General features: G+C 74.6%; 17 protein-coding genes. 6 read left to right on the top strand and 11 right to left on the bottom strand.

Features of this window, described 5'->3' with window-relative positions; genetic code table 11:
- Positions 1-67: 67 nt before the first annotated feature.
- Positions 68-3,295: a fused isobutyryl-CoA mutase/GTPase IcmF gene (gene icmF, locus BM339_RS25835; RefSeq protein ID WP_256255453.1), complete on the top strand. Its 3,228-nt coding sequence runs from the start codon at positions 68-70 to the stop codon at positions 3,293-3,295.
- Positions 3,296-3,306: 11 nt separating this feature from the next.
- Positions 3,307-4,077, top strand: coding sequence for a helical backbone metal receptor (locus tag BM339_RS25830; protein WP_075022464.1), 771 nt, complete (start codon positions 3,307-3,309; stop codon positions 4,075-4,077).
- A 9-nt stretch (positions 4,078-4,086) separates the two neighbouring features.
- Here the strand turns inward: BM339_RS25830 and BM339_RS50835 are convergent, their stop codons facing one another.
- The 6 genes from BM339_RS50835 to BM339_RS25800 form a co-directional block, all read right to left on the bottom strand.
- On the bottom strand, positions 4,087-4,710 hold the full coding sequence (locus tag BM339_RS50835; protein ID WP_021596777.1) for a TetR/AcrR family transcriptional regulator: 624 nt from the start codon (positions 4,708-4,710) through the stop codon (positions 4,087-4,089).
- Between the two features lie 43 nt (positions 4,711-4,753).
- Positions 4,754-5,494: a 3-oxoacyl-ACP reductase FabG gene (gene fabG, locus BM339_RS25820; RefSeq protein ID WP_425475850.1), complete on the bottom strand. Its 741-nt coding sequence runs from the start codon at positions 5,492-5,494 to the stop codon at positions 4,754-4,756.
- Between the two features lie 31 nt (positions 5,495-5,525).
- Complete coding sequence (locus BM339_RS25815; protein ID WP_075022463.1) at positions 5,526-6,677, bottom strand: acyl-CoA dehydrogenase family protein; 1,152 nt, start codon at positions 6,675-6,677, stop codon at positions 5,526-5,528.
- Positions 6,678-6,767: 90 nt separating this feature from the next.
- Positions 6,768-8,780: a substrate-binding domain-containing protein gene (locus BM339_RS25810; protein WP_024936469.1), complete on the bottom strand. Its 2,013-nt coding sequence runs from the start codon at positions 8,778-8,780 to the stop codon at positions 6,768-6,770.
- Between the two features lie 181 nt (positions 8,781-8,961).
- Positions 8,962-10,293 (bottom strand): protein kinase domain-containing protein, encoded by a 1,332-nt coding sequence (locus tag BM339_RS25805; protein ID WP_075022462.1) that lies wholly within the window; start codon positions 10,291-10,293, stop codon positions 8,962-8,964.
- Between the two features lie 462 nt (positions 10,294-10,755).
- Positions 10,756-11,094 (bottom strand): DUF3099 domain-containing protein, encoded by a 339-nt coding sequence (locus BM339_RS25800; RefSeq protein WP_083597891.1) that lies wholly within the window; start codon positions 11,092-11,094, stop codon positions 10,756-10,758.
- Positions 11,095-11,196: 102 nt separating this feature from the next.
- Between BM339_RS25800 and BM339_RS25795 the strand changes: the two genes are divergently transcribed.
- Positions 11,197-11,409, top strand: a complete 213-nt coding sequence (locus tag BM339_RS25795) for a dodecin (RefSeq protein ID WP_021599222.1) — start codon at positions 11,197-11,199, stop codon at positions 11,407-11,409.
- A 98-nt stretch (positions 11,410-11,507) separates the two neighbouring features.
- Here BM339_RS25795 and BM339_RS25790 read toward each other — a convergent pair whose 3' ends face one another.
- Both BM339_RS25790 and BM339_RS25785 read right to left on the bottom strand, forming a co-directional pair.
- A complete protein-coding gene (locus BM339_RS25790) occupies positions 11,508-12,884 on the bottom strand; it encodes a metallopeptidase TldD-related protein (protein ID WP_083597911.1) in 1,377 nt (458 codons plus the stop codon).
- A 5-nt stretch (positions 12,885-12,889) separates the two neighbouring features.
- Entirely contained in the window at positions 12,890-14,389 is a 1,500-nt protein-coding gene (locus BM339_RS25785; protein ID WP_075022459.1) for a TldD/PmbA family protein, read from the bottom strand.
- Positions 14,390-14,533: 144 nt separating this feature from the next.
- On the opposite strand from BM339_RS25785, the gene BM339_RS25780 reads away from it, so the two are divergent.
- Positions 14,534-15,238, top strand: a complete 705-nt coding sequence (locus tag BM339_RS25780; RefSeq protein ID WP_024936472.1) for a beta-ketoacyl-ACP reductase — start codon at positions 14,534-14,536, stop codon at positions 15,236-15,238.
- Between the two features lie 5 nt (positions 15,239-15,243).
- On the top strand, positions 15,244-16,029 hold the full coding sequence (gene fabI / locus BM339_RS25775; RefSeq protein WP_021599218.1) for an enoyl-ACP reductase FabI: 786 nt from the start codon (positions 15,244-15,246) through the stop codon (positions 16,027-16,029).
- A 60-nt stretch (positions 16,030-16,089) separates the two neighbouring features.
- Here fabI and BM339_RS25770 read toward each other — a convergent pair whose 3' ends face one another.
- The 3 genes from BM339_RS25770 to BM339_RS25760 all read right to left on the bottom strand — a co-directional run bounded on the left by BM339_RS25770 (position 16,090) and on the right by BM339_RS25760 (position 19,800).
- Complete coding sequence (locus BM339_RS25770) at positions 16,090-16,728, bottom strand: hypothetical protein (protein WP_021599217.1); 639 nt, start codon at positions 16,726-16,728, stop codon at positions 16,090-16,092.
- A gap of 110 nt (positions 16,729-16,838) precedes the next feature.
- Entirely contained in the window at positions 16,839-18,743 is a 1,905-nt protein-coding gene (locus BM339_RS25765; RefSeq protein WP_276526554.1) for a helix-hairpin-helix domain-containing protein, read from the bottom strand.
- 97 nt (positions 18,744-18,840) lie between these two features.
- A complete protein-coding gene (locus BM339_RS25760; RefSeq protein ID WP_075022458.1) occupies positions 18,841-19,800 on the bottom strand; it encodes an aldo/keto reductase in 960 nt (319 codons plus the stop codon).
- Positions 19,801-19,931: 131 nt separating this feature from the next.
- On the opposite strand from BM339_RS25760, the gene BM339_RS25755 reads away from it, so the two are divergent.
- Entirely contained in the window at positions 19,932-20,585 is a 654-nt protein-coding gene (locus BM339_RS25755; protein WP_033333894.1) for a hypothetical protein, read from the top strand.
- Positions 20,586-20,591 lie beyond the last annotated feature (6 nt).

The following is a 20,591-nucleotide window of genomic DNA, read 5'->3' as shown; positions in this document are numbered from 1 at the left end:
GTGGTCTTGACCGCGTCGCGCACGGAAACTATTTTAACTTCCAAATATTGGAAGTCCAAGGTTTGGGGTGGGGACGGTGACGGGGGAGCTGCACGCGCCGGTGCACCCGGTGCGGTTCGTGACGGCGGCCGCGCTGTTCGACGGCCACGACGCCGCGATCAACATCATGCGGCGCATCCTGCAGTCCCAGGGCGCCGAGGTCGTGCACCTGGGGCACGACCGCTCGGTCCGAGAGGTCGTCGACGCCGTCCTGGAGGAGGACGCGCAGGGCGTGGCGATCAGCTCTTACCAGGGCGGGCACGTCGAGTACTTCGAGTTCCTGTCGCGCAGCCTCAAGGAGGCGGGCGCCGAGCACGTGCGCGTGTTCGGCGGGGGCGGCGGCGTCATCGTGCACGAGGAGATCGACCGGCTCTCCGGCGCGGGGGTGCGGATCTTCTCGCCGGAGGACGGGCAGCGGCTCGGCCTCCCCGGCATGATCAACGAGCTGGTGCGCGACTGCGACGTCGACCTCGCCGCCGAACCCGCCCCGGTGGAGGAGGTCCTGGCGGGCGGGCGGCGCGCCCTCGCGCGGACCCTCACCTGCCTTCAGGCCGGGAAGCTGCCGGAGAGTGACCGGGCGCGGCTCGCCGAGGCGGCCGCCGCGCGCCGGGTGCCCGTGCTCGGCATCACCGGGACGGGCGGGTCCGGGAAGTCGTCGCTCACCGACGAGCTGGTGCGGCGGCTGCGCGTCGACCAGGGCGACCGGCTGCGCGTCGCGGTGCTGGCGGTCGACCCGACCCGGCGGCGCGGCGGCGGCGCGCTGCTCGGCGACCGGATCCGGATGAACTCCCTGGACGGCGACCGCGTGTTCTTCCGCTCGCTGGCCACCCGGGGCGCGCGGGAGCTGCCCGAGAACATCGAGGACATCGTCACCGCCTGCAAGGCCGCCGGATACGACCTGGTCGTCCTGGAGACGCCCGGCATCGGGCAGGGCGACGCCGCGATCGTCCCGCTGGTGGACGTGTCGCTGTACGTGATGACGCCGGAGTTCGGCGCCGCGTCCCAGCTGGAGAAGATCGACATGCTCGACTTCGCGGACGTGGTGGCGATCAACAAGTTCGAGCGGCGCGGCGCGGCCGACGCACTGCGGGACGTGGGCCGCCAGCTCGTCCGGAACCGGGAGGCGTTCGGGCAGCGTCCCGATGACATGCCCGTGTTCGGCACCAGCGCGGCCACCTTCAACGACGACGGCGTCACCGCGCTCTACCAGCACCTCGGGGGCCTCCTGGGCGAGCACGGGCTGCGGCTGGAGGACGGGACCCTGCCCGAGGCCGCGACCAAGGTGTCGACCGGCGCCGCGACCGTCATCCCGCCGGGCCGCGTCCGGTACCTGTCCGACATCGCCGAGACCGTGCGCGGCTACCACGCGGACACGGCAAGGCAGATGGAGGCGGTGCGGCGCGTCCAGCGGCTGGCCGAGGTCCGCGCGGAGCTGACCGACGCCTCCGAGGTCGAGGTGCTGCTGGACGGGGCGCGCCGCGACGTGGCGCCGGACAGCGCCCGGCTGATCGAGGAGTGGCCGGCCGTCGTGGAGTCGTACTCCGGCGACGAGCAGGTCGTGAAGATCCGCGACAAGGAGCTGCGCACCGAGCTGACCCGCGAGTCCCTGTCGGGCAGCCGCATCCCGCGCGTCGCGCTGCCGCGCTACACCGACCACGGCGAGCTGCTGCGGTTCCTCCGGTCGGAGAACCTCCCGGGACGGTTCCCGTTCACCGCCGGGGTGTTCCCGTTCAAGCGCGACAACGAGGACCCCGCGCGCATGTTCGCGGGGGAGGGCGACCCGTTCCGCACCAACCGGCGCTTCAAGCTCCTGTCGGAGGGCCAGCCCGCCACGCGGCTGTCCACCGCGTTCGACTCGGTCACCCTGTACGGGCGCGACCCCGACGAGCGTCCCGACGTGTACGGCAAGGTCGGCACGTCCGGGGTGTCGATCGCGACGCTGGACGACATGAAGGCCCTATACGACGGGTTCGACCTGTCGTCGCCGACCACGTCGGTGTCGATGACCATCAACGGCCCCGCGCCCACGATCCTGGCGTTCTTCCTCAACACCGCCATCGACCAGGGGCTGGACGCCTTCTACGAGGAGAACGGGCGCGAGCCGTCCGCCGAGGAGGCCGCGCGGATCCGCGCGCGCGTCCTGTCGACCGTGCGCGGCACCGTGCAGGCCGACATCCTCAAGGAGGACCAGGGCCAGAACACCTGCATCTTCTCCACCGAGTTCTCGCTGCGGATGATGGGCGACATCCAGGAGTGGTTCATCGCCAACAAGGTCCGCAACTTCTACTCGGTGTCCATCTCCGGCTACCACATCGCCGAGGCGGGCGCGAACCCCATCAGCCAGCTCGCGTTCACCCTCGCCAACGGGTTCACCTACGTCGAGTCCTACCTGGCGCGCGGCATGGACATCGACGACTTCGCGCCCAACCTGTCGTTCTTCTTCTCCAACGGCATGGACCCCGAGTACAACGTCCTCGGACGGGTGGCCCGCCGCATCTGGGCCGTGGCCATGCGCGACAGGTACGGCGCCAACGAGCGCAGCCAGAAGCTCAAGTACCACGTGCAGACGTCCGGGCGCTCCCTGCACGCGCAGGAGATGCACTTCAACGACATCCGGACCACGCTGCAGGCGCTCATCGCCATCTACGACAACTGCAACAGCCTGCACACCAACGCCTACGACGAGGCCGTCACCACGCCGACGGCCGAGTCGGTGCGGCGGGCGCTGGCGATCCAGCTCATCATCAACCGCGAGTGGGGACTCGCGATGAACGAGAACCCGCTGCAGGGGTCGTTCATCATCGACGAGCTCACCGGCCTGGTCGAGGAGGCGGTGCTGGCGGAGTTCGACCGGATCAGCGAGCGCGGCGGCGTCCTCGGCGCGATGGAGACCGGCTACCAGCGCGGCCGCATCCAGGACGAGTCGATGCTGTACGAGCAGCGCAAGCACGACGGCTCCCTGCCGCTGATCGGGGTCAACACGTTCCGCACCCCGGACTCCGGCGACGGCACGCCGAAGAAGATCGAGCTGGCCCGCGCCACCGAGGAGGAGAAGCGCTCCCAGCTCGACCGCGTCCACACCTACCAGGCCGCGCACCGCGACGAGGCGCGGGCCGCCCTCGCCGCGCTCAAGGAGGCGGCGCGGGCGGGCGAGAACGTGTTCGCGGTGCTGATGGACGCGGCGCGCGTGTGCAGCCTCCAGCAGATCACCGACGCGTTCTTCGAGGTGGGCGGGCAGTACCGCCGCAACGTCTGATCGTCCGACTCATGACCGCGCGTGACGACACCGGCGCCCCGGTTCCCGTTCCGGACCGGGTGCGCCGGGTCGTGTCCATCGTCCCGTCGCTGACGGAGACGGTCGCGGTGTCGGCGCCGGGCCTGCTCGCCGGCGCCACCGACTGGTGCACCCACCCCGAGGGCCTGGACGTGCCGCGCGTGCGCGGCACGAAGAACCCCGACGTGGAGAAGATCGCGGAGCTGGGGCCGGACGTCGTCCTCGGCAACACCGAGGAGAACCGCCCCGCCGACGTCGAGGCGATGCGCGCCGCGGGCGTCCCGGTGTGGATGACCGAGATCCGCACCGTCGGCGAGGCCCTCACGTCGCTGCGCCGCATGCTCACCGAGGCGTGCCGGATACCGGTCCCGGCCTGGCTGGACGAGGCGGCGCGCGTCTGGTCGGACGTCGCGCCGCGCGCGCCCCGCGCGGCGGTCATCCCGATCTGGCGGCGGCCATGGATGGTCGTCGGCCGGGACACCTTCACCGGCGACGTCCTGTCCCGGCTCGGCGTGTCCAACGTGTACGCGGGTCACCCGGACCGGTACCCGAAGATCCCGCTGGACGAACTGAACGCGTCGGGCGCGGACCTGGTCGTCCTGCCGGACGAGCCGTACGCGTTCACCGAGCACGACGGTCCCGAGGCGTTCCCCGGCATCGACGTGGCGCTCGTCAGCGGGCGCGACCTCACCTGGTACGGCCCGTCCCTCGTCGGCGCCCCGGCCGCCCTCGCACGGCGGCTCGACGAGGCCCGCGCCCGCTAACCGTGCCCGCTAGCCGTGCCCGTCGGCCGCCTCCGGTGAGGGCGCGCGGCCGGTGAACATGGCCTCCACGCAGCGGGCCATGCGTTCGTCCAGCTCCGCCGCCGGCACGCCGGTCTCCCGGGCCAGATGCTCGCGCAGCAGCGTGTACCCGCAGATCGTGGACGCGATCGCCGCCTGCACTGCCTCGACGTCCTCGACGGGCAGGCCGCCCGCCGCGGCCTCCGCCGCGAGGTCCTCCCTGTCGGCGCCCCGGTTGAGCAGCGCCCGGGGCCGCTCGTCGCCGTCCAGCACCAGCAGCGCCGCCAGGCGGACCGGCTCGGGGTTGCGCAGGCTCGTCCAGAACAGGCGCGCCAGCCGCTCGCGCAGCGGCAGCCCGGCCGCGTCGACCGCGTCCTCCGCGTTCAGCCGCGACCGGTGGAACAGCGCCGACCGCAGCAGCGCCCGCCGCGACCCGAAGTACTGGTAGACCAGCCCGCGGTTGACGCCCGCCTCGTCGGCGACCTGCCGCAGGTTGAGCCCGGCGAGGACGCCGCCGCGCCGCAGCAGCGCGATGGCCGCCGCGCGCAGCGACTCCTCCGTCCCCTCCCGGTCGCGTGCCTGGCCGTCCTTGCGGACCGCCCGCGGCGGCGTCACCCGCCGTGCCCCCGCGGGGGCGCGGCCACGCGCACCGCCCGGCTCATGCCCGCGGACCGCCCGCCACGTAGATGACCTGCCCGGAGACGAACGAGGCGTCGTCGCTGACCAGGAACGCGACGGTGCCGGCGATGTCCTCGGGGACGCCGACGCGGCGCACCGGGATCTCCTTGGCGGCGGCGGCCTTGAAGTCCTCGAACTCCACGCCGATCCGGGCGGCGGTCGCGGCCGTCATCTCGGTGGCGATGAAGCCGGGGGCGATCGCGTTGGCGGTCACGCCGAACCGGCCCAGCTCGATCGCGAGGGTCTTGGTGAAGCCCTGCAGGCCCGCCTTGGCGGCCGCGTAGTTGACCTGGCCGCGGTTGCCGAGCGCCGACACCGACGACAGGTTCACGATCCGGCCCCAGCCCGCCTTCGTCATGTGCTCCTGCGCGGCGCGGCTCATCAGGAACGAGCCGCGCAGGTGCACCGACATGACGGCGTCCCAGTCGTCGTCGGACATCTTGAACAGCAGGTTGTCGCGGGTGATGCCGGCGTTGTTCACCAGCACGACGGGCGGGCCGAGCTCGGCGGCGACGCGCGCGACGGCGGCGGAGACCGCCGCGGAGTCGGCGACGTCCACGCCGACGGCGAGGGCCGTGCCGCCGTCCTTGGCGATCGTCTCCACGGTGCCGGCGCACGCGGCCTCGTCGAGGTCGCAGACCGCGACGGCGAAGCCCTCCTTCGCGAGGCGCACGGCGGTGGCGGCGCCGATGCCGCGCGCGGCGCCGGTGACGATGGCCACCCGGTTCTCGGTCATGTGAGCAGCCCTTCCGTCAGACCTGGATGTCCTTGGCGATGATGGTCTTGAGCACCTCGCTGGTGCCGCCGTAGATGCGGGTGACCCGCGCGTCGGTGTACAGGCGGGCGATCGGGTACTCCAGGATGTAGCCGTAGCCGCCGTGCAGTTGCAGGCACTTGTCGACGACGCGGGCCTGGACCTCGGTGCAGAACAGCTTGCAGACGGCGGCGTCGGCGGGGGTCAGCTCCCCGGCGTCCAGGGCCTCGATGCAGCGGTCGACCAGCGAGCGGGCCGCCTCGACCTCGGTGGCGCACTCGGCGAGGACGAACTTGGTGTTCTGGAACGAGGAGACGGTCTTGCCGAAGACGGTGCGCTCCTGCACGTACGCGCGGGCGAACTCGACCGCGGCGGCGGCGGACGCGTAGGAGCTGGTCGCGATGCCGAGGCGCTCCTCGGCGAGGTTGTGGGTGAGGTACTCGAAGCCGCGGCCCTCCTCGCCGAGGAGGTCCTCGACGGGCACCCGGACGTCGGTGAACGACAGCTCGGCGGTGTCGGAGCTGCGCAGGCCGATCTTCTCCAGCTTGCGGCCGACGGCGTAGCCCTCGCTCTTGGTGTCGACGGCGAGGATCGACAGGCCGGCCCGGCGGTTCTCGGGCGTGGCGGGGGACGTGCGGGCCACCACCAGCACGCGGTCGGCGAGGACGCCGCCGGTGATGAACGTCTTGGCGCCGTTGAGGATGTAGTGGTCGCCGTCGCGCTTCGCCGTGGTCTGGATGCCGGCGAGGTCGGAGCCGGTGCCGGGCTCGGTCATCGCGATGGCGGTCATCATCTCGCCGGACACGAACGGCGGCAGCCAGCGCTTCTTCTGCTCGTCCGAGCCGTACTTGAGCAGGTAGGGCAGGACGAGGTTGACGTGCACCCCGTAGCCGCCGAAGCTCACCGCGGCGCGGGCGCACTCCTCGGAGATCACCGCCTGGTACTTGAAGCTGGTCTCGCCCGCGCCGCCGTACTCCTCGGGCACCTGGACGCCGAACACGCCCAGCTCGCCGAGCTTGCCGTAGAACTCGCGCGGCGGGTGGCCGGCCTCCTCCCACGCGTCGTAGACCGGGGCGACCTCGGCCTCGATGAACGACCGGATCATGTCCCGGAACGCCTCATGGTCCTCGTTGAAAACGGTGCGGCGCACGCCGTGCCCCTCTCGCCTGCGTATCTAACGGAACGCTAACCTAACTCGAATAGCGTTCTAGAATCAAATACGAGGCGGAGGCCGCGGAGGTCAGGGGTTGACCCGCTGGGACAGCGCCTTGAGGAAGAGTGTCTGCACCTCCTCGGGGGTCTCGGCCACGTAGGCGTCCCCGCGCGTGAGCCGCGCGATTTGCCGCAGCTCGTTGACGTCCACATCGTCGCCGTTGCCGAACATGTTGATGAGGACCGGGCGCTCCGGGTCGTACTCGCGGCGGATGTGGTCGAGCGTCTCGGCGAGCGAGGGGCCGCCCGGGTCCTCGTTCCGGCCGTCCGTCCAGAGCAGCACCGAGTTCACGTACTCCGGCTTGTAGGTCCGCTTCATGTAGTCGAACGCCGCCATGACCGTCTCGTACAGGCCCGTGTCGCCGCGCTTCTTCACCCTGATCTGCGCGAACGCGCTCAGCATCTGCTGCCGCCGGGTGGCGGAGCCGAGCCGCTCGCCGAGCGGCCCGACGCTGACCAGCTCGCGCCAGTCCTGACCGCCCTCCAGCTTGGTGGAGAACACCCACTGGCCGAGCTCGCTGTCGTCCGGCAGCAGCGACAGCCCGCTCTGCGCGGTGCGGACCGTGGCCTGCAGCCGGGTGACGCCCGGCGCCAGCTTCTGGTCCATGGACCCGGACACGTCGATGATGCTGAGCATCCGGATGCTCAGCGACAGCTGCGCCCACGACTGCATGGTGCGCCGCACGTCGGCGGCGGGCGCCGGTGGCAGCGCCTTCGGCGCGCGCGGGTTCAGGCCGGTCCGGGCGGAGAACGCCGCGGGCGCGGCGCCGCCGGGGGTGCGGAACCCGAGCCGCTGGACGTCGTCGCGGGTGGCCCGGTCCGACAGCGCCCGCCCGAGCAGGCGCGCCGCGCCGGCCTTGGCCGCGTCCCCGGACAGGACGGTGACGGGATGGTCGAGGAAGATCGTCCCCTCCGCCGGGTACACCGCGACGGCCTGCTCGGCCGGACGGCGCGCGTTGTAGGAGAAGACCGCCTGCTCGGGAGCCAGCGCGACGGGGTAGCGGTCGGTGTCGCCCTTGCCGAACGCGGCGAACTCCGCCGCGACCGACGCCGCGATGCCCTCGCGGATCGTCCGGACCACGCCGGCGAACCGCGCCTGGCCGCCCGGGGAGTCGGCCAGCAGCGCGCCGGCCAGGATCAGCGAGCCCATCCCGGTGGCGCTGCGGTCGGGGTCGGGGACCTGGAGCCGGAACAGCCGCGCCGGGATGACGCCGCCGCCCGCGTCCGGGTCCTGCCCGTCGTCCGAGGACGCGCCCGCCGCGGCGAGCAGCTCCTTCCAGGACGGCTGCTCGGGCGCGCCGAGGTTGCGCAGCTGCGTCGCGAGCCCGCGGGGCATCGCCAGCACGATGGGGGAGGAGGCCATGCCGCCGAGGTCGGTGAAGGACCCGGCCGCCCCGGGCCGGTCCGAGCTGCCGACGAGCTTGGTCCACAGCGAGGAGTCGGGGATCCAGACGTCCGGCCGCTCGGTGACGCCGGCCACCCCCTTGCCGGACAGCAGCGTCGCGACGGCCGCCGGCTCGGTGGCCCGCACCCGCGCGCGGACGCACCGCCCGTCCACCTCGTCCTTGGCGTCGTTGAGGCGGCCCGCCGCCCGGATGACCGCGGGGGCGATGTCCGGCGCGGCCGCCACGGTGAGCGTGAGGGCGCCGTCGCCGGAGCAGCCGTCGCCGGCCGCGGCGACCGCGTAGGCGCCGAGGCCGGTCAGCAGCACCAGGCCGACCGCGCCCGCGAGCGGCCCGAGCAGGATGCCGCCGACGCGCCTCGGCGGCCGTCCCCGGCCGGGGAGCCACCGGCCCCGGGGCGGCTTGGCGGCGGCGTGCGCCGGCCCCGGCGGGCGGGACGCGCGGGCGGGCCGGGTGAACGCGTCGAAGGGCGCCTCGGGCCCTGCGGGCCCCGGACCGGCGGGGCGTGCGCCGGGACCGTGCGGCGCGGGCGCTCCACCGGGCTGCGAGGCGCCGAGGAAGGTGTAGGGCGTCTCCGGGTCGTCCGGCTCCGGCAGGTTCCTGGGTGCCCAGTCGGGCACGTCGTCGTGTCCGCTCATCGCCGTTCTCCGTTTCCCGGGCGGCCCGGACGGGCGGGGCGCCGGGCCGCGTCGCGCCATGTCTCGACGGCCCGCGGGTGAGACACATCAATGATCTGTCTCGGCGGGGCCAGGTGTGATGTTCGTCTCATCGGCGTCTTCCGTCAAGGGTTTCGGCGGGTCCGGACTGGATCGGAAGCGGTCAGGAGGGCGGGACGGGCACCTCGGCGAGCAGAGCGGCCAATCCGGCGGCGCGCGCCGGGGACACCTCGTCCGCCGTCCGCCCGTCCAAGGCCGCGCGCAGCCGCGCCACCCGCCGCCCGAGGTCCACCGGCCGGCCCTGGTCCACCTCGTTGAGCAGCGTGGTGACCTCGGTGGCCAGCTCGGAGCCGAACCGCGGCCCGACCTCCCCGAGCGCGATCCCCACGTCGATCGCGCGGCGCAGCCGGGTGAGGGCGCCCACCGCCGCCGTGCGCGCGTCCGCCGCCGGGACCGCCGGGCTCGCCCGCCGGGTCGGCGGTCCCGGCGGCGCGCCCGGGTCCCGCGCCGAGCCGGACGGGCCCTCGGCGGACGGGCGCGGCGGCACGGGCAGGGTGACGCCGCCCGCCGCCGGGTCCGGCAGCGCGGACATGGTCACGGCCAGCGGGACGAGCGCGAGCGCCAGCGCCGCCGCGGCGGCGCCGAGCACGCCCGCGCGCCGGGCGCCTCCCGGCCTGCGCCGGACGGGCGCCCGCTGCCCGGCGCCCGCTGCTTCCGCCGCGTCCGCGGCGCCGGCGGGGAGGGGGAGGACGGCCGTCTCACCGGCATGCGCCGCCAGCGTGCGCGCCACCTCGGCGGCCGGCGGCCGCGCGGCGGGATCGGCGGAGCGGCACCGGGCCGCGAGCTCGGCCAGTTCCGCCACCGCGCCGTCCGGCTCCCCGTCCGCCGTCTCGGGCAGGCACGCCGCCAGGATCGCGCCCAGCGCCAGCACGTCCGCGGCCTGCCCCGCCTCCGCGTCCGGCCCCTCCCGGCCCTGCGACGCCTCCGCGGCGCCCTCGTCCGCGGCGTCCGCGGCCGGGCCGGCGACGCCGAGGCCGAGGAGCTTCACGCCGCCCGCGGCGAGGAACACCTGCCCGGCCCTCAGATCGCCGTGGACGACCCCGCAGGCGTGGACGGCGGCGAGGGCGTCGGCGATCTGCGCGCACACGCCGGCCGCCTCCTGGGGGCCGGGCAGGCCGCGCGCGAGGCGGGCCGTCAGCGACTCGCCGTTCAGGTACTCGGTCACGACGTAGGTCAGCGCGTCGCCGCCGGAGCCCTCGGCCTCCCCGTAGTCGTAGGTGGTCACGATGCCCGGATGGGTGAGGGCCGCCGCGGCGCGGGCCGCGTCGCGCAGGCGCCGCCGCGTCCGCCGCCGGCCGTGCGGGACGCCGACGAGCGTCACCGCGACGCCGCGGGCGAGCAGCTCGTCGTGCGCGCGCCACACCTGGGCCGGACCGCGCCGGCCGACGCGGTGCTCCATGCGGTAGCGGTCCTCCAGCCGGAATCCCGGTTCCACGGGACCTCCCCTCTGGCGCGGGGGATGGTTGTCACCGCACAGCAGTACGCAGCGCGTCCCGGATCGGATCGGTCGTGGCCGGGAGGTTCTGACGGAGGGTGTCCGGCCGGGAACACCGCGCCCCCGCACGGATTCGGAGGCGAAAGGTTCGGAGTGACCCGGTTTCGGGCCGTGGCCGGACCAGGCCACGGCCGAGGGCTTGCTTTCTCGCCAGGATGTGCCTGCCTCCCGGTGGAGGGTCAGGCGCGGGTCACGGAGAGGGCGTCCGCGGCTCCGTGGAGCCTCTGCCACGTGCCCGGACATTGAAAAGCGGCGCCGGGTGGATACGGGGGCAATCCACCCGGCGCCGCATCATCGGTGTTCCGACGGGGGCCCGGAACACCGGCACGGGCGCTCCGACGGGGGACCAGAGCGCCGGTACAAATCGTACACCGAAACCCCCCGCGGTTAGTCAAGAGAATGTCACGACCGGATTTCCGGTCGCTGTCCGGAAACCGGCTTCTGTGCCCGGCGCGCGGGGTCGTCGAAGGCCGCGGACGCGGTCGGCTCGCGCCCGCCGTTGGCGAAGATGACCGCCACGTAGGGCAGCACGGCGGCCCCCACCACCATGAGCAGCGCCAGCCACCACGGAGCGCCGGCCACGGCGGCCGCCACCGCCCCCAGGAAGCAGGCCGTGCGGACTCCCATGGAGATCAGGTAGCGCCGCTGGCGGTTGCCGATGTCCTCCGACATGGGGCGGGGGGCGTCGGTGACCGTGTAGACCGCCGGCTCCCGGTGGTGACGGTGATTGACCTTCACCATTCCACGGTAAGCCCAAGGGGGCCGGCCTGCGACGGCGGTACGGGTCAAACCTCGGAAACGGGCCGGAACTTCGCCGCAGGGTCGAAACAATGGGAGGAACAGATGACCGATCGCACGTACCGGGTAACGGAGATCGTCGGGACGTCGCCGGAGTCCGTCGAGGCCGCGATCCGCAACGGCGTCCGGCGCGCCTCGCAGACGCTGCGGCACCTGGACTGGTTCGAGGTGACCGAGGTCCGCGGGAACATCCAGGACGGCGAGGTCGCCCACATCCAGGTCACGATGAAGGTCGGCTTCCGCCTGGAGGACGCCTGACCGCGGCCCGGCTGCTCGGCGAGGGCGCGGGCGGGTCCCCTCGCGTCCGAGGCCCGCCCCTGCCGCGGGGCGGGCCTCGGACGGGCGGGCCCGGGACGTCAGGACGCCTGCGACACCGTCGACATGTTGAAGTCGCCCACCCTGACCGGCGGCATGGCGGCCCGGGTGAAGTAGTCCGACCACTCGCGCGGCAGCGTCGGCACGGTCGCGCCGATCTCGGCGAGCCGCGACAGCAGGTCGACGGGGCTCTCGTTGAACCGGAAGTTGTTCACCGCCCCGACGACCTCGCCGTCCTCGACGAGGTAGACGCCGTCGCGGGTGAGGCCGGTCAGCAGCAGGCTCTGCGGGTCGACCTCGCGGATGTACCAGAGGCAGGTCAGCAGCAGCCCGCGCTCGGTCCGGGCGACCATCTCCTCCAGGGAGGCGCCGCCGTCCGGCCCCCTCATCGCCAGGTTGTCGACGGCCGGGGTCACCGGCAGGCCGGTGCGCTCGGCCGAGTGCCGGGTCTGGGTGAGCGCCTTGAGCGTCCCGTCGCCGATCCAGTCGGTGGCCTGCAGCGGCAGCCCGTTGTCGAACATCGACGAGTCGCGGTCGGAGAAGGGCGCGATGACGAACGGGGCGCACTCCATGCCGGGCGCGGCCGGGTCGCTGGACAGCGTGACGGGCAGGTTCGCGATCTTCTCCCCGACGCGGGTGCCGCCGCCGGGGGCGCTGAACACCGTCCGGCCGTCGTGCGCGTCCTGCGCGCCCGCCGACCAGTACAGGTAGATCATCAGGTCCGCGACGGCGGACGGCGGCAGGATCGTCTCGTAGCGCCCTGCGGGCAGGTCCACGCGCCGCTCCCCCCACTGCAGCCGCCGGGCGAGGTCGCCGGTGAGGGCGGGGACGTCGACGTCGGTGAAGTCGCGGGTGCCGACGCCCGCCCACGCCGAGCCGCCCGCGCCCTTGGCGTTCAGCTCCAGCAGCCCGGACGGCTGGTCGTGCCGCAGCCGCAGCCCCGCCGAGGTGCCGAGGAACGTCGAGGTGAGGACGTGGTTGGCGAACCCGTACAGGCGCCGGTCGCCGGCCTGCGCGGCGGCGAACGCCTCGCCGAGCGCGGGCGCGAACCCCTCGAACACGCCGATGCCGGTCTCGGCCGGGTCGGCGTCCCACGCCGCGCCGCCCCGCCCCTCGGTGACCAGCGGGCGGGCGTCCTCTGCGGGCTCGTTGCCGGCGGCGTCGGCCTCGGCGGCGCGGACCAGGTCCTCGATGCCGTCGGCGCCGACCGCCGACCGCGACACCACGCCCGCCGCGACGCCGTCGGCGGTGCGGCGCAGCGCGATGACGGTGAGGCGGCTGGAGCGGGTGACGCCGTTGGTGGTGAGGGTGTTGCCGGCCCACCGCAGGTTCGCGGTGCTCGCCTCGTCGGCGATGACGACGCAGTCGTCGGCGCGCGACAGCGACAGCGCCCGCTCGACGGCCTCCTGCGGCCTGATCGTGCTCACTGGCCCGCCTCCTTCAGCGCGTTGAGGATGTTGACGCCGCGGAACAGCGCCGCCGGGCAGCCGTGGCTGACCGGCGCGACCTGCCCCGGCTGGCCCTTGCCGCAGTTGAACGCGCCGCCGAGCACGTACGTCCGCGGGCCGCCGACGGCCTCCATCGAGTTCCAGAAGTCGGTGGTGGTGGCCTGGTAGGCGACGTCGCGGAGCTGCCCGGCGAGGCGCCCGTTCTCGATCCGGTAGAAGCGCTGGCCGGTGAACTGGAAGTTGTACCGCTGCATGTCGATCGACCAGCTCTTGTCGCCGACGATGTAGATGCCGCGCTCGACACCGGAGATCAGCTCGTCGGTGGACGGGCCGCCCTCGGCGGGCTTGAGCGACACGTTCGCCATCCGCTGGATCGGCATGCTGGACGGCGCGTCCGCGAACGCGCAGCCGTTGGAGCGCTCGGCGCCGGTGAGGCGGGCGATGCGCCGGTCCGTCTGGTACCCGGTGAACAGCCCCTCGGAGACGATGTCGAACGACTGCGTCTGCACGCCCTCGTCGTCGTAGCCGATGGTGGACAGGCCGTGCTCGACCGTCCGGTCCCCGGTGATGTTCATGGCCTTCGACCCGTACTGCAGCGCCCCGAGCTTGTCGGGCGTGGCGAACGAGGTGCCCGCGTAGGCGGCCTCGTAGCCGAGCGCCCGGTCCAGCTCGGTGGCGTGCCCGATCGACTCGTGGATCGTCAGCCACAGGTTGGACGGGTCGACGACGACGTCGTACACCCCGGGGTCGACCGACGGGGCCGCGAGCTTCTCGGCGAGCAGCTCCGGGATGCGGGCGAGCTCGCCGTCCCAGTCCCAGTGCTCGCCGGACATCCACTCCCACCCGTACCCGGCGGGCGGCGCGAGCGTCCGCATCGTGTCGAACAGGCCGCCGGCCAGGCCCACGGCGTTCACGGCCGGGTGCAGGCGGACCCGCTGCTGGGTGGTGACGGTCCCGGCGAGGTCGGCGAAGAACTTGTTCTCCTTCACCTGCAGGAGCGTCGCGTCCACGTGGTCGACGCGGTCGTCGCCGAGCAGCCGGCGGCTCCACCCGGCCAGCAGCGCGATCTTCTCGGTGGTCGGCACGTCGAACGGGTCGGTCTCGTACGCGGAGATCCAGGTGCGCTCGCCGTGCACGGGCTCGGGCGCCAGCTCGATGGGCTCGCGGTTGACGGCCCTGGCGACGCCGGCGACCTCGACGGCCTGCGCGGCGGCGCGCGCCGCGCCCTCGGGCGTCAGGTCGATGCCGGCGGCGAAGCCCCAGGTTCCGTCCTTGACGACCCGGACCGACAGGCCGACGTCGTCCTCGTCCAGCGCGGTCTCCAGCGCGGCGTCGTGCAGGCGGAGGGTCTGGCTGCGGATGCGCTCCAGGCGGAAGTCGGCGTGCTCGGCGCCCAGCTCCCTGGCGCGGGACAGGGCCGCGTCGGCGAGCGCGCGTAGCGGCAGCGCGGTGAAGGCGGGATCGATGTCATGCACCCTCCGCAACCTACCCTCCGCGCTCCCGCGCGGGCCCGAACAAACCCGGGTGGGGGATCTTGTCGGTTCGGCACATCTTCACGGCCCGCCCCGGGCCGCTAGTGTCGTGCAGCAGTCACCCACCACCACAACGAGAGGGTCGTGATGAGTCGCTCTGTCCTCGTGACCGGCGGTAACCGGGGCATCGGCCTCGCCATCGCCCGCGAGCTGGCCGCGGCGGGCGACGCGGTCGCGGTCACCTACCGGTCGGGCGAGCCGCCCGAGGGCCTGTTCGGCGTCCGCTGCGACGTGACGAGCGCCGAGGACGTCGACGCGGCCTTCGCCAAGGTGGAGGCCGAGCAGGGCCCGGTGGAGGTGGTCGTCGCCAACGCCGGGATCACCAAGGACACCCTCCTGGCGATCATGAGCGAGGACTCGTTCACCTCCGTCCTCGACACCAACCTGACCGGCTCGTTCCGGGTGGCCAAGCGCGCCGTGAAGGGCATGATGCGCAAGCGCTCCGGGCGGATCGTGCTGGTCTCCTCGGTCGTGGGGTTGATGGGCTCGCCGGGGCAGTCCAACTACGCCGCGTCCAAGGCCGGCCTGGTCGGGTTCGCGCGCTCGCTGGCCCGCGAGCTCGGGTCGCGGGGCATCACGGTGAACGTGGTGGCGCCCGGGTTCGTCGACACCGACATGACGTCGGTGCTGAGCGAGGACCAGCAGAAGGCCATCACCGCCGCGATCCCGCTGGGGCGGATCGCGAAGCCGGAAGAGATCGCCAAGGCCGTCCGGTTCGTGGCCGGGGAGGACGCCGCCTACATCACCGGGGCCGTGATCCCGGTCGACGGCGGCCTGGGAATGGGGCACTGACAGTCATGGGAATCCTCGAGGGCAAGCGCATCCTGGTCACCGGCGTCCTGACCGACGCCTCGATCGGCTTCCACGTCGCGCGGATCGCGCAGGAGCAGGGCGCGGAGGTGGCGCTGACCGCCTACCCGCGGCCCACGCTCACGCAGCGGACCGCCAAGCGGCTGCCGTCCGGCCCGGACTCCCCGCCGCCGGTGCTGGAGCTCGACGTGACCGACTCCGACCAGCTGGACGCGCTCGCCGGGAACCTGCGCGACCACGGCTTCGACCACCTGGACGGCGTCGTCCACGCGATCGGCTTCGCGCCGCAGACCGCGCTCGGCGGCAACTTCCTGGAGACGCCGTGGGAGGACGTGGCGACCGCCGTGCACACCTCGGCGTACTCGCTGAAGTCTCTGACGATGGCGTGCCTGCCGCTGATGAAGGACGGCGGCTCGGTCGTCGGGCTGGACTTCGACGCCAGCAAGGCCTGGCCGGTGTACGACTGGATGGGCGTGGCGAAGGCCGGTCTGGAGTCGTGCGCCCGCTACCTGGCCAAGTACCTGGGGCCGCAGGGCATCCGGGTGAACCTGGTGGCCGCGGGGCCGCTGGCCACGATGGCGGCCAAGAGCATCCCGGGCTTCGAGGGCATGACGGACATGTGGCCGCAGGTGGCCCCGCTCGGCTGGGACGTCAAGGACAGCGAGCCCACGGCCCGCGCGTGCGCGGCGCTGCTGTCGGACTGGTTCCCCGCCACGACGGGGGAGATCGTCCACGTCGACGGCGGCCTGCACTCCGTCGGCGGCCCGTCGTGATCCTGTCCGCCTGATCCTGTCCGCCTGATCCCTTCGGCGCGATCCCTTCGGGGTGACGTCTCAGCGGGCCTCGCGGCGGCGGCGGAGCGCGCGGCCCGCGACGCTGACGTTGAGGGCCCCGACGGCCCCGGCGGCGCCCGCGGCGGCGGCGACGAGGAGCATCCGGCCGTCGTCGGCCCCGGAGGCGGCGACGGGGGAGATGAGCCGCGTCTGCGGCACCGCGGCCGTCCCGGTGGAGGCGTACCGGTAGGCGTTGGGGTTCGCGGCGATCTCGGGGGTCGGCAGCACGCCGGGCTGCCCGGACGCCGCCGAGGGGGCCTGCCCGGAGTACGGCTTGAGCCCGCCCGCGCCCGTCATGGGAGCGGGAGCGTCCCCTCCGGCGCCGCCCGGCTTCGAGGACGGCTTGCGCGGGGCCTTGGCGGGCGCCCTGCCCGGCTTCTTCACCGAGGTCTTCTCCGGGGCGGGCCGGACGGTCTTGGACGGGGTGGGCTTCGGCGTCGGCGCGGGGCTCTTCGGGGTGAGCGCCTCGCGGAGGTTGCCGAGGTTGCACTTCCAGTTCTCGATCGTGGTCTCCGGGTCGACGCCCTTCTTGCAGGTCTCCGCCGCGGCGGCCTCCGCCGGGGCGGCGAGGAGCAGCACCAGCGCCCCCGCCGAGACCGCCGCCGACGCCGTACCGAGCCGCCTGAGCCGCTGGGGCATGTCGCTCCTCCACCCGAACCGTATTCTGTTTCCTGACCCTGCCGACATCGTGTCCCATACGGGCGGGTGCGTAAACCACGGCACGCGGGTTTCTTTCCCCCCGTCCTACCTCACTGGACCACCAGTCTCCCGAGCCTGGTGCGCCGCGCGGGGGACCCGCCCTCGCGGACGGCCCTGGCCAGGGCGGGTCCGGCCGCCTGGACGACCGACAGGTGCCGCAGCGCCAGCCCGAACGCGGTGGCCACCAGCGGCCGGGTCAGCCCGCCGCCGGACAGGACCGCGACCACGGCGGGCCGTCGCGTCCCCCGGGCCAGCGCGGCGGGCACCGCCCAGCCGTGCCGCAGCCGGGACGCGTCGGCGGGGGCGATGACGGCGGCGCCGGCGGGGAAGGCGACCTCCAGCCCGTCCGGTCCGCCGCCGGTCACCACGCCCGTCTCGCCGAGCGGGGCGTGCGGGAGCGGCGCCGCCACGACCACCCGGTCGCCGGGGTCCATGCCGCGGAACGCGCCGGGGCCGGGGTTCAGCCGGGCCTTGAGCGCGGCGTTGAGGGCGGCGGCGCCCGCCTCGCCGCCCGCCGCCGGCGCGACGACCTGGACGTCGCCCGCCTCGAGCCCGAACGCCCGGGGAATCGAGTCGGCGACGAGCTGGACGGCCCGGTGCACCGCCTCGGCGGCGCCCTCCGCGGGCACCACGACGACCTCCCGCCCGGGGGCGTCCACGGCGATGAGCTCGCCGCCGCGCACCGCCTCGGCCAGCGTGCCGAGCGGGCCGGACGGCGGCTCGGCGTCGAGCGCGACGACGGGCACCGTCTCGGACGCCTCCAGGTCGTCCAGCGGGCGCCCGGGGCCGGCCGGCGGCGGGGCGCCCTGCTCCGCGCACAGCACGAGGTGGGCGCCGTCCGGGCACGCCTCGGCCAGCACCGCGCACAGCTCGACGTCCAGCGCCGCGCCGTCGGTCACGATGACCAGGTCGAGGTCGAAGGGGCGCTGCTCGCCGCGCCCGTACACCACGGCGCCCGGCGCGGCGGACGGGTCGTCCCGCGGCTCCAGCAGCCGGTGCAGGCTGGTGACCGTGACGGCGGCCGCGTCCAGGGCGGGATCGGCGGCGGCCAGATCGGCGGCGGCGCGGTCGGTGGGCGTCGCGATGGCGGTGCGGACCCCCTGCGACGCCGCGGCGGCGGCGATCCCGGCGGCGGTGCGGGCGAGGCCGTCCGGCGTGCCCCGCAGGATGCTCACGCCGGTCCTCAGCGCGGCGGTGAGCGCGAGGGAGCGGTCCTCGGGCAGCCCGTCGCGCAGCGTCTTGACGGCCGCGTCGTCCAGCAGCGGCACCGCCGTGAGCGTCAGCCGCCGCAGCCCCTCGGCGGCGGCCTCCTCGGCCAGCGCCCACCGCGCCGGGCCGAGGGTCTCCTCGGGCTCGGGCGGCTCGGCGTCCTCGCCGAAGGCCTCCTCGTCGAACTCGGGCTCCTCGGTGAGCGACAGGACCTCCGCCTCGTCCAGGGCGGCCTCGACGGCGGCGCGCGGGTCGGGGAACGCCAGCCGCTCCAGCCCGGACAGCACGTCGGCGGCGGGCGTGACCGTGTGCCCGGCGCGGGCCGCCTCGGTCAGCAGGTGCAGGACGAGGGCGGCGCCGCGGCGGGGGTCGTCCGGCCGGGCGTCCTCGCCGAGGAGGGCGCGGGCGAAGTGGTCGGCCTGCCGCGGCTGGACGCCGGGGACGCCCAGCAGCCGCCACGGGTCGGCGCGCAGCCGCCGCGCCGCGTCCGGCCCGAGGCGGGTGACGGCGGGGGCCGCGAGCGCGGCGGGCACGCCCGTCTCCGCGAAGAGCCCGGTCAGCGCCCGCAGCCCCTCGCCCGGGGCGGGGCCCGCCCCGGGCGGCGGCGCGGCGGCGGGATCGGCGGCGGGGCCGCCGGCGGGGCGCCGGTCGAGCGCGCCGGCGGCGGCCTCGGCGGCGCGCATGGCCTCGGCGGCGCGCGCCGCCCGCTCGGCGGGGGAGGGGGTCTGGTCAGGGGTGTCGGTCACGGGCTTCCCGTCGCGGCTTCACGGCTGGCGGTGGACCGTCCCGAGCGTGCCACGGACGGTCCCGGTAATCACGGACGCACCACGGGGCGGTCGCGGATCACGGCTGCGCGGCGGACTCGGAGACGTCGGAGACGTCGTCCAGCGCGTGCCGGATCTCGTTCGGCAGCGTGAGGTCCTCGCTCTCCAGGATCGCGCCGAGCTGCGCGGCGGTGCGGGCGCCGACGATCGGCGCGGCCACGCCCTCCCGGTCGCGGACCCACGCCAGCGCCACCGCGAGCGGGGAGCGGCCGAGGCCCTCGGCGGCGGTCACCACCGACTCCACGATGCGGGCGCACTCCTCGTCCAGGTAGGGCTGGACGAACTCGGCGAAGTGCGGGGCGGCGGCCCGCGACCCGGCCGGGATGCCGGTGCGGTACTTGCCGGTGAGGACGCCGCGGCCGAGCGGCGACCACGGCAGCAGGCCCGCCCCCGCGTCCAGCACAGCGGGCACGACCTCCCGCTCGATGTCGCGGCGCAGCAGCGAGTACTCCAGCTGCGCCGACACCACCGGCGCGCGGCCTGGCCAGGCGCGCTGCCAGGCGGCGGCCTTGGAGACCTGCCAGCCCGCGTAGTTGGACACGCCGACGTAGCGGGTGCGCCCGGAGGCGACCGCCTCGTCCAGCGCCGACAGCGTCTCCTCCAGCGGCGTGGCCGGGTCGTAGACGTGCAGCTGCCACAGGTCGACGTGGTCGAGGTCCATCCGGTCGAGGGAGGCGTCCAGGGCGCGCAGCAGGTGCCGGCGGGAGCCGTCGTAGCGGCCGTTCGGCCTGATCGCCGCCTTGGTCGCGATGACCAGCGCGTCCCGGTCGACGATGTCGCGCAGCAGCCGGCCGAGGATCCGCTCGCCGGCGCCGTCGTTGTAGACGTCGGCGGTGTCGACCAGGGTGCCCCCCGCGTCGGCGAACGCGACGAGCTGCGCCGCCGCCTCGTCCGGGTCGGTGTCCTGGCCCCAGGTCATGGTGCCGAGACCCAGCCGGGACACCAGCAGCCCGCTCCGCCCGAGGTGACGCTCCTTCATAGGCGGTCAATGTAGCGGTCCGCGCGATCGCGGCGGAAAGCGAGGACCGGCCGCGTCCCGGTCCCCGCCGCCCCGCGAAGATCCTGGTGAGGTCTATTGCCGGGGCCGCGGCCCGGCTAGAGTGCGCAGCCATGGCGCCACCCCCGTTCTCGATGTACTCGCCGAAGTCGCCGGACGGCGACGGCGGGCCCGACATGGCGCCGGTGTTCGGCGCCGGGCCCTCCGACGACCCCGGCTACATCGCCTCGCTGCGCGGCGAGACCGTGCTCGGCCGGACGCGCCTGATGATGCTGGCCCTGCTGGCGGCGCCCGTGCTGATCCTGGCGCTCACGCCGCTGATCGTGCAGGACGGCCGCGAGGACGCCGCGCCGTGGCTGTTCCTCCCGCCGGTCGCGGCGGCGCTGTTCGTGCTGGTGGCCGGACCGCGGGTGCCGCGCCCGATCCCGCCGGACGGCGGCCCGGAGGCGGCGCCGCCGGCGGTGCTGATGGCGTTCCGCCAGGCGGTGCTGGTGCGGTTCGCGCTGGCCGAGGGCGTGATCCTGCTGGGCCTGCCGCTGGCGATGGTCGGGCACAGCGAGCTGGTGTTCGCGGCGGCGTTCGTCCTCGGCTACCCGCTGCTGGTGTGGCTGGTGCTGCCCACGCGCGGCGGCGTCGAGCGGATGCGGCGCCGGCTGGAGGAGCGGGGCGCCGAGTCGCACCTGTGGGCGGTGCTGCTGGCCGCGCCCGCGCCCGCCGGACGGGAGGCGCCCCCCGCCCCGGAGGCGGCCCCCGGCGAGGACGGCTAGGGCCGG

Origin of the sequence: Actinomadura madurae, assembly GCF_900115095.1 — a bacterium.
Classification (GTDB): domain Bacteria; phylum Actinomycetota; class Actinomycetes; order Streptosporangiales; family Streptosporangiaceae; genus Spirillospora; species Spirillospora madurae.
This window is presented reverse-complemented; position numbering and strand designations above follow the sequence as displayed.